The sequence below is a fragment of the Acidisoma sp. 7E03 genome (assembly GCF_054665075.1).
The window spans coordinates 1-502 of sequence record NZ_BAAFHE010000069.1 but is presented as its reverse complement, the minus strand read 5'-3'; the positions used below and the strand labels follow the sequence as shown (position 1 = coordinate 502).

Genomic DNA, 502 nt, shown 5'->3' with positions numbered 1-502 from the left:
GATGCTGGCGGCAACACCCTCTCGCTCGACTCGACCGGCGCCTTCTCGGAACTCGACAATGACGGGACGATCGAGAACGCGACGCTGGTGCTGAGTGGCGGCACGCTGGGCCTGAGTGCGGACAGCGTGTTCCAGAACGATACCATCGTTGGCACGCTCACGGTCGGCGACGGCGACACCATCGTGGTGCAGAGCGGCTTCGTAGTGACCGATGCGAACGGTGCCGCCGGCACCATCGCGCTCACCGGCGCCGATGCGGGCCTGGAAGTGGCCGATAGCGAGACCATCGACACCGCCACCATCACCATCGGCAATGCCGCCGATCTCGACACGCTGCAGGTCGACAGCGTGCTGACGCTCGGCTCCGACGCGCTCGTCGAGACGGCGGACGGCATCACCACCGCGATGATCACGGGTGGCGGCACGGTCATCAATGAGGGCACCGTGGTTGCCGACGGCACCAGCGGCACGCTGGTGCTGGAGACGACGGATTTCGACAACG

General features: G+C 66.5%; 1 protein-coding gene. It reads left to right on the top strand.

Annotated elements, in window-relative coordinates:
• On the top strand, nt 1-502 hold a 502-nt coding region (locus ACYQ6W_RS22715), incomplete at both ends, for a hypothetical protein (protein WP_459678587.1).